The 8162-nt window shown below is 69.5% G+C and carries 4 protein-coding genes; 2 read left to right on the plus strand and 2 right to left on the minus strand.

Annotated features, from left to right (window positions below; translation table 11 throughout):
- Positions 1–37: 37 nt before the first annotated feature.
- Positions 38–2611: an alpha-glucan family phosphorylase gene (glgP, locus tag IFT89_RS07030; RefSeq protein ID WP_202938580.1), complete on the minus strand. Its 2574-nt coding sequence runs from the start codon at positions 2609–2611 to the stop codon at positions 38–40.
- Between the two features lie 172 nt (positions 2612–2783).
- Between glgP and IFT89_RS07035 the strand changes: the two genes are divergently transcribed.
- Positions 2784–4838 (plus strand): alpha-1,4-glucan--maltose-1-phosphate maltosyltransferase, encoded by a 2055-nt coding sequence (locus IFT89_RS07035; RefSeq protein WP_202938581.1) that lies wholly within the window; start codon positions 2784–2786, stop codon positions 4836–4838.
- 65 nt (positions 4839–4903) lie between these two features.
- Positions 4904–7126 carry a 1,4-alpha-glucan branching protein GlgB gene (gene glgB / locus IFT89_RS07040; protein ID WP_202938582.1) on the plus strand — a complete coding sequence of 741 codons (2223 nt, stop codon included), beginning with the start codon at positions 4904–4906 and terminating at the stop codon, positions 7124–7126.
- A gap of 78 nt (positions 7127–7204) precedes the next feature.
- Here the strand turns inward: glgB and IFT89_RS07045 are convergent.
- The coding region (locus IFT89_RS07045; RefSeq protein ID WP_244650638.1) for a tetratricopeptide repeat protein at positions 7205–8162 on the minus strand (958 nt) is incomplete at its 5' end.

Below are 8162 nucleotides of genomic sequence, written 5' to 3' on the forward strand. Positions count from 1 at the left end.
GCCCGAGGGTCGCACCGGCGCGTCGGAGGAGATCGCCCTACTGGTCCGCCACGGCGACGAGCCCGAGTTCCGCGGGGGTGAGGAGCAGCTCGTGTCTCGGCACGATGCGCACCGTGTACCCGAACCCGCCGGCCCGATCGAGGGGAAACGTCCCGGCGTACTCGAGTGTGTGCTCCGGCCGACTCGTCGACGGGGACTGCTGCTGCTCGAGCGGCTGCGTCCGGATGTCGAGCAGTTCACCTCCGGCACCGGGTACCCCGCAGACCACCTCGACGGTCACGTCCTCGGGTGACAGCGATCCCAGCTGGACGTAGGCGCGCAGCCGCAGCACGTCACCGACCTGCGGGACCGCGTCGACACCGCCGCTCTCGACATGGGCGACCGCCAGCTGCGGCCAGGCCTCGCGCACCCGCTGCTTGTAGGCCGCCAGCTCGCGCGCCCGCTGCTGATCGGACGCGTTCAGCTCGCGCTCCATCGCCGCCGCCGGGAGGTACATGCGCTCCGTGTACTCGCGGACCATGCGGTCGGCGCTGAGCGGTTCGGACAGCGTCGAGATCGTGTGTCGCACCATCTGCATCCAGCGCTGCGGCAGCCCGTCGTCCTCGCGCTCGTAGAACCGCGGTACCAGCTGGTGCTCGAGGATCTCGTACAGCGCCGTGGCCTCGAGGGCGTCGCGTTCCTCGTCGTCCGCCGCCCCGTCCGCCGACGGGATGACCCAACCGTTCTCGCCGTCCGCGTACTCGTTCCACCATCCGTCGAGGATCGACAGGTTCAGTGCTCCGTTGAGTGCGGCCTTCATGCCGGACGTCCCGCAGGCCTCGAGCGGACGCAACGGGTTGTTCAACCACACGTCACAGCCGGGGTAGAGCGTCTTGGCCATCCCGATGCCGTAGTCCGGCAGGAAGACGATGCGCGATCGGAGGTCGGGATCCTGGGCGAACTGCACGAGGCGCTGGATGAGCCGCTTGCCGTCGTCGTCCGCCGGGTGTGCCTTCCCCGCGACGACGATCTGGACGGGCCGTTCGGGGTGGAGCAGGATCGCGCGCAGTCGGTCGGGATCGCGCAGCATGAGGGTGAGCCGCTTGTAGCTCGGCACCCGCCGGGCGAACCCGATCGTCAACACATCGGGGTCGAGCAGTTCGTCGATCCAGGACGGGAGCACCGCTTGCGGGTTCTGGGTCCGATAACCATCGGCGATCCGGCGCCGTACGTCGGCGACGAGGCGCTCCCGCATCCCGTGCTTCCGCGACCAGAGCTCTGCGTCCGAGAGCGACGGATCGGACCAGTCCGCTCGACTCGTATCGGTCGTCCCCCACCGGTCCACGGCGAGGTCGACGAGCGACGGATCGGTCCAGCTCGGGGCGTGGACACCGTTCGTGATCGACGTGATCGGCACGTCCGAGACGTCGAAGCCGGGCCAGAGGCCTCGGAACATCGCGCGGCTCACCTCGCCGTGCAACCGACTGACGCCGTTCGCGCGCTGCGCCAGACGCAGGCCCATGATCGCCAGGTTGAACACGTCGGCCGAGCCGCCGTTCGCCGTCTCGTCGCCGAGTGCGAGGACGTCAGGTGCGGCGACGCCCGGGAGCAGGTCACCGCTGAAGTAGCGCGTGATCACCTCGCGGTCGAACCGGTCGATCCCGGCCGGAACGGGGGTGTGCGTCGTGAAGACGGTCCCGCCCCGCACGAGCTGCAGCGCCTCGTCGAAGGAGAGTCCGTTGCCGACGAGGTCGCTGATCCGCTCGAGCCCCAGGAAACCGGCGTGGCCTTCGTTGGAGTGGTAGACCTGCGGCAACGCGTGGTCGGTGAGCTCGCTCCACTGCTTGATCGCTCGGACGCCGCCGATGCCGAGGAGGAGTTCCTGCAGCAGTCGATGCTCGCCGCCACCGCCGTACAACCGGTCCGTCACCCCGCGCAGGTCGGCGACGTTCTCGGGGATGTCCGTGTCGAGCAGCAGCAGTGGCACCCGACCGACCTCGGCGATCCAGACCCGTGCCGACAGGCTCCGGTCGTCGGGGAGCGCCAGAGTGACGGTGACCGGTGTCCCGTCCGGTTCCCGGAGCACCGTGACCGGGAGTCCGTCGGGGTCCTGCACGGGATAGGACTCCTGCTGCCAGCCGTCGTTCGTGATCGACTGCGCGAAGTATCCGGAGCGGTAGAGGAGACCCACGCCGACGAGCGGCACCCCCAGGTCGGACGCGCTCTTCAGGTGGTCGCCGGCGAGGATGCCGAGGCCGCCCGAATACTGCGGCAGGGCCGCGGCGATACCGAATTCGGGCGAGAAGTAGGCGATCGTCTGCGGTTTCGGGTCCGGGAGGCCCTGGTACCACCGCGGCTCCTCCAGGTATCGGCGGAGGTCGGCGTGCAAGGCGTCGGCCCGGCCGACGAAGTCCGCGTCGGAGGCGAGTTCCGCCAATCGCTCCGGCGTCACGAGTCCGAGGCCGCTGATCGGATCGTGGTCGGACTCGCGCCAGACGTCCGGCGCGATCTCGTCGAACAGGCGCTGCGTCGGCTCGTGCCACGACCACCGCAGATTCGCAGCGAGGGCGGTGAGCGAGGTCAGGGACTCGGGGATGAGCGCGCGGACGGTAAACCTGCGGATAGCCTTCACGCGCTCACTCTATGGCAACCGCGGAACGCACCCGAACGCTCATCGGGCGGCCACCCGGGACAGGGCCGCGCCCGAGGCCTTAGCATGACGCGCGACAGCCCGCGCGCCCCTTCATCGGTGGTCGTTTCGCGGTACGGTCGGACCAGTGGCACCGAAGGAGATGGAACGCACTATGCCGAAGTCAGTACCGCAGTCCTCCACCGTCGACGACGCCGTACCGGTGTCGCTCACGCTGTCCCCGAGCATCGGGCGCATCCCGATCCTGGATCCGACCCCCTCGGTCGAAGGTGGCCGCTGGCCGGCCAAGGCGTTCGCGAGCGAGGTGGTGCCGTTCGGCGCGACCGCGTTCCGCGAAGGACACGACCTCATCGGGGTCGAGCTCCTGCTCACCGATCCGCGCGGGAAGACGGTCGCGCATCGGATGGCTCCGGGCGCCCCGGGCACGGACCGCTTCGAGGTCGAGGTCCAACTCGCGACCGAGGGCACCTGGCGGTACCAGGTCCGCGCCTTCGCCGACGAGTTCTCGACCTGGGAGCACAACGCCCGGGTCAAGATCGAGGCCGGCGTCGACGTCGAGCTCATGCACCTCATCGGCGCGGAACTCCTCGAGCGCGCCGCGACGGACAAGCTCCGCCCGGCGAAGGACCGCCGCTTCCTCACCGCCGCCGCCAAGCTCCTCCGCGACACCGACGCCGAGCCGGCAGCGCGGTTCGCGGTGCTCGACGACCCCGAACTCCTGGCCATCGCCGACCGCCGGCCGTTCGCCGGTCTCGCGAGCACGAGCGACGAGCGCGTGGTCCGCGTCGAGCGGACCCGGGCCGGCGTCGGTTCCTGGTATGAGTTCTTCCCGCGGTCGGAGGGTGCCGAGCGGAACCCGGACGGCTCCTGGACGTCGGGCACCTTCCGCAGCGCAGCCGGTCGGTTGCCGGCCGTCGCCGCGATGGGGTTCGACGTCCTCTACCTGCCGCCCATCCACCCCATCGGCGTGACGTTCCGCAAGGGGCCGAACAACACCCTCACGCCCGGCGAGCACGACCCGGGTTCCCCCTGGGCGATCGGTGGTTCCGCGGGCGGTCATGACGCGATCCATCCCGACCTCGGCACGGAGAAGGACTTCGTCGCCTTCGTCCGCCAGGCGAAGAAGGTCGGCCTGGAGGTCGCCCTCGATCTCGCGCTGCAAGCGTCGCCGGACCACCCCTGGGTGACCGAGCACCCCGAGTGGTTCACGACCCTCCCCGACGGCACGATCGCGTACGCCGAGAACCCGCCGAAGAAGTACCAGGACATCTACCCGGTCAACTTCGACAACGACCCCGAGGGCATCCGGGCCGAGGTGCTGCGCATCGTCCGGCACTGGATCTCGCTCGGTGTCCGCATCTTCCGCGTCGACAACCCCCACACCAAGCCGCTCGACTTCTGGGAGTGGTTGCTCGCGACGGTCAACCGGACGGACCCCGACGTCGTGTTCCTCGCGGAGGCCTTCACCCGTCCGGCCCTGCTGCAGGGTCTGGCGAAGGTCGGGTTCCAGCAGAGCTACACCTACTTCACGTGGCGCAACACGAAGGAGGAGCTCGAGGAGTTCCTCGGCGCGGCAGCGACCGAGACCGCGGACTTCCTCCGGCCCAACCTGTTCGTCAACACGCCGGACATCCTCACCGAGTACCTCCAGTTCGGTGGCCGGGCGGCGTACAAGGTGCGTGCGGCGATCGCTGCGACCGCCGCGCCGACGTGGGGGGTCTACGCCGGGTTCGAGCTCATCGAGAACGTCGCCCGTCCCGGTGCCGAGGAGAACATCGACAGCGAGAAGTTCGAGTATCGTCCGCGGGACTGGGCAGCTGCGGAAGCCGCCGGCACCTCGCTGTCGCCGTACCTCACCCTGCTCAACCAGATCCGGCGTGCGCATCCCGCCCTCCGGCAGTTGCGCAACATCAGCTTCCACTGGAGCGACGACGACCAGATCCTCGTCTTCAGCAAGCATCTCGACCAGCGGTTCACCGGCACCGGCGATCACGACACCCTGCTCGTCGTCGCCAACCTCGATCCGCACTCGGTCCGACAGACCATGGTGCACCTCGACCAGACCGTGTTCGGTGGTGTCCCGGGCGGCAGCTTCGACGTCACGGACCTCGTCACGGGGGCCGAGTGGATCTGGTCCGACAGCAACTTCGTGCGCCTCGACGCCTTCACCGAGCCCGTGCACATCCTGAGCGTGAGGATTCGACCATGACGACCAGCCCTGTGACCCCAGACGGAGCCGCTGCACCGAAGCGCTCCGGCCGTCGAGCCGCACCGATGCCGGTCGACGCCACACCCGCGCCCCGGGAGCTCCCGCTCCCCTCCGTCGAGGATTGGATCCTCGACGCCGTCGCGGAGGGCCGCTACCACGATCCGCATGAGATCCTCGGCCAGCACCTGGTCGACCTCGGCGGGGTGAGCGACCCCCTCGTGGTCGTCCGCGCCAGACGCCCGCTGGCCGATCAGGTGACGGCGGTGCTCGCCAACGGTGCGCGCGTCGAGCTCGCGCACGTCCGCGCCGGCATCTGGCAGGGCTTCCACGTCGACGGCATCATCGACTACACGCTCGACGCCCGCTACAGCGACGGGTCGATCTGGAACGCCGACGACCCGTACCGGTTCGCGCCGTCGATCGGTGAACTCGACCTGCACCTCATCGGCGAGGGTCGACACGAACGGCTCTGGGACGCCCTGGGCGCACACGTCACCGAGCTGCGTGGGGTCACCGAGTCGGTCGCCGGCACCGCGTTCGCCGTCTGGGCACCCCACGCGCGCGCGGTCCGGGTCATCGGCGACATCAACTCCTGGGACGGCACGGCGCACGCCATGCGCAACATGGGTGCGACGGGTGTCTGGGAGCTGTTCATCCCCACCATCGGCGCCGGCGAGCTGTACCGCTTCGAGATCCTGACCCAGCACGGCGACTGGGTCCGTCGATCCGACCCGATGGCCCGGTTCACCGAGCGTTCCCCCGCCACCGCATCCGTGACCGGTGTCAGCGACTACCGCTGGACGGACGAGGCGTGGCTCGATCGGCGGGCCGCGAGCGATCCGCACAACGGACCCATGAGCGTCTACGAGCTGCACGTCGGCTCCTGGCGTCCCGGGCTCGGCTACCGGGACCTCGCGGACCAGCTCATCGAGTACATCGCGGAGCTCGGCTACACGCACGTCGAGTTCATGCCACTCGCCGAGCACCCCTTCGGCGGCTCATGGGGCTACCAGGTCACCGGCTACTACGCGCCGACCAGCCGCTTCGGTTCGAGCGACGACCTCAAGTACCTGATCGACCGTCTCCACGGCGCGGGGATCGGCGTCCTCATGGACTGGGTGCCCGGCCACTTCCCCAAGGACGAGTGGGCCCTCGCGAACTTCGACGGCCAGCCCCTCTACGAGCACCCCGACCCGCGACGCGGCGAGCAGCCGGACTGGGGCACCCTCGTCTTCGACTTCGGGCAGCCCCAGGTCAAGAACTTCCTGGTGGCCAACGCCCTCTACTGGCTCGAGGAGTTCCACGTCGACGGCCTGCGCGTCGACGCCGTCGCCTCGATGCTGTACCTCGACTACTCGCGGAAGGACGGCGAGTGGCTGCCGAACGTCCATGGCGGGCGCGAGAACCTCGAAGCGATCAGTCTCCTCCAGGAGGCGAACGCGACGGCCTATCGACGGAACCCCGGCATCGTGATGATCGCCGAGGAGTCGACGAGTTGGCCCGGCGTCACCGCGCCGACGAGCGAGGGCGGACTCGGGTTCGGCCTGAAGTGGAACATGGGCTGGATGCACGATTCGCTCCAGTACATCGAGCACGACCCGCTCTACCGGTCGCACCACCACGGCGAGATCACCTTCTCGATGGTCTACGCCTTCAGCGAGAGCTTCCTCCTGCCGATCAGCCACGACGAGGTCGTCCACGGCAAGGGGTCCCTTCTCGCGAAGATGCCCGGTGACCACTGGCAGCAACTCGCGAACATGCGGGCCTACCTCGCCTTCATGTGGGCCCACCCCGGCAAGCAGTTGCTCTTCATGGGCCAGGAGTTCGGTCAGCCCTCCGAATGGTCGGAGGAACGCGGTCTGGACTGGTGGATCCTGGACCAGCCGAGCCACCGGGCACTGCTCGGCCTCGTGTCCCGACTCAACGCCGTGTACACGGAGCACCCGGCTCTCTGGGCCCTCGACCACGACGCCGCCGGCTTCGAATGGCTCGACGCCGGGGACGCGCAGAACAGCGTGCTCTCCTTCCTGCGCTGGGACGACGACGGCAACGTGATCGCCGCGCTCGTCAACTTCTCCGGCGCCCCCGTCGGCCCGTACCGGGTCGGTCTGCCTCGCGCGGGTCGGTGGGAGGAACTGCTCAACACCGACGCCGTGGAGTACGGCGGATCCGGCGTGGGCAACTACGGATCGATCGAGGCGTCGGCGTCACCGTGGGCGGGACGCCCGGCTTCCGCCGAGCTCACGCTCCCTCCGCTCGGCATGATCTGGCTCAAGCACGTCGGCTGACCAGGCTTCCGCAGCACCCGGATGCATGACGAAGGCCCGCTTCCTGAGGGAGGCGGGCCTTCGTCGTGCAGCGGTCGATCAGTAGAGGAGGCCGGTCAACCGGGCCCTGGCCTTCATGACGCGCGGATCGGTGACGCCGGCGACCTGGAACAGCTCGAGCAGGCGCGTCCGGACGGTGTCCTTGCCCGACTGGTCGAGGTCGGGGAACAGCGTCAGCAGCCGGTCGAAGGCGTCCTCGAGGTGTCCTCCGGAGAGGTCGAGGTCGGCGACGGTCAGCTGGGCGTCGAGGTCGTCGGGAGCGGCGGCCGCTTGTCCGCGGATCTCATCGAGGGTCTTCCCCGTGAGGCGGTGCAGCAGACGGACCTGGGCGAGGCCGGCCACAGCCATGTCGTCCTTCGGGTTCTGCGCGATGGCCTTCTCATACGCGGCGATGGCCGTCGGGTAGTCGGCGCGCTCGATGGCCTCGTACGCCTCGGCGTGGAGGGGCGGCAGCGGCTCTTCCACGGGCTCGGCGGGGGCTGCAGCGTCGCCATCGGCGACGACGGCCCGACCGGAGACCCCGTTCTGCTCGGCCAGCTGCAGCAACTGCTCGATCACGTCACGGACCTGCGACTCCGGGATCGCGCCGTTGAACATCGGCACCGGGCGTCCGCCCACAACGGCGACGACCATGGGGATCGACTGCGCCTGGAAGGCCTGGGAGAGCTGCGGGTTCGCGTCGACGTCCACCTTGGCGAGCACGAAGCGACCGGCGTATTCCGCGGCGAGGCGCTCGAGCACCGGCGAGAGCTGCTTGCACGGTCCGCACCATTCGGCCCAGAGGTCGATGACGACGGGGACCACGGAGGACAGCTCGACGACCTGTCCGAACCCGTCGTCCGTCGCGTCGAAGACGAGGGACGGGACCTGGACGGTCTGGTCGGTCGTCGCGCCGGGCGCTTCTGCAGGCGCGCCTGCTTGCGTCGGCGCGCCGGCGGGCGGCGTCTGGTGGCGACGCGCGAGGCCGGAGAGGTCGACGGCGCCGCGCAGGTGTGCC

This window comes from Plantibacter sp. CFBP 13570, from assembly GCF_014841395.1.
Taxonomy (GTDB): Bacteria; Actinomycetota; Actinomycetes; order Actinomycetales; family Microbacteriaceae; genus Plantibacter; species Plantibacter auratus.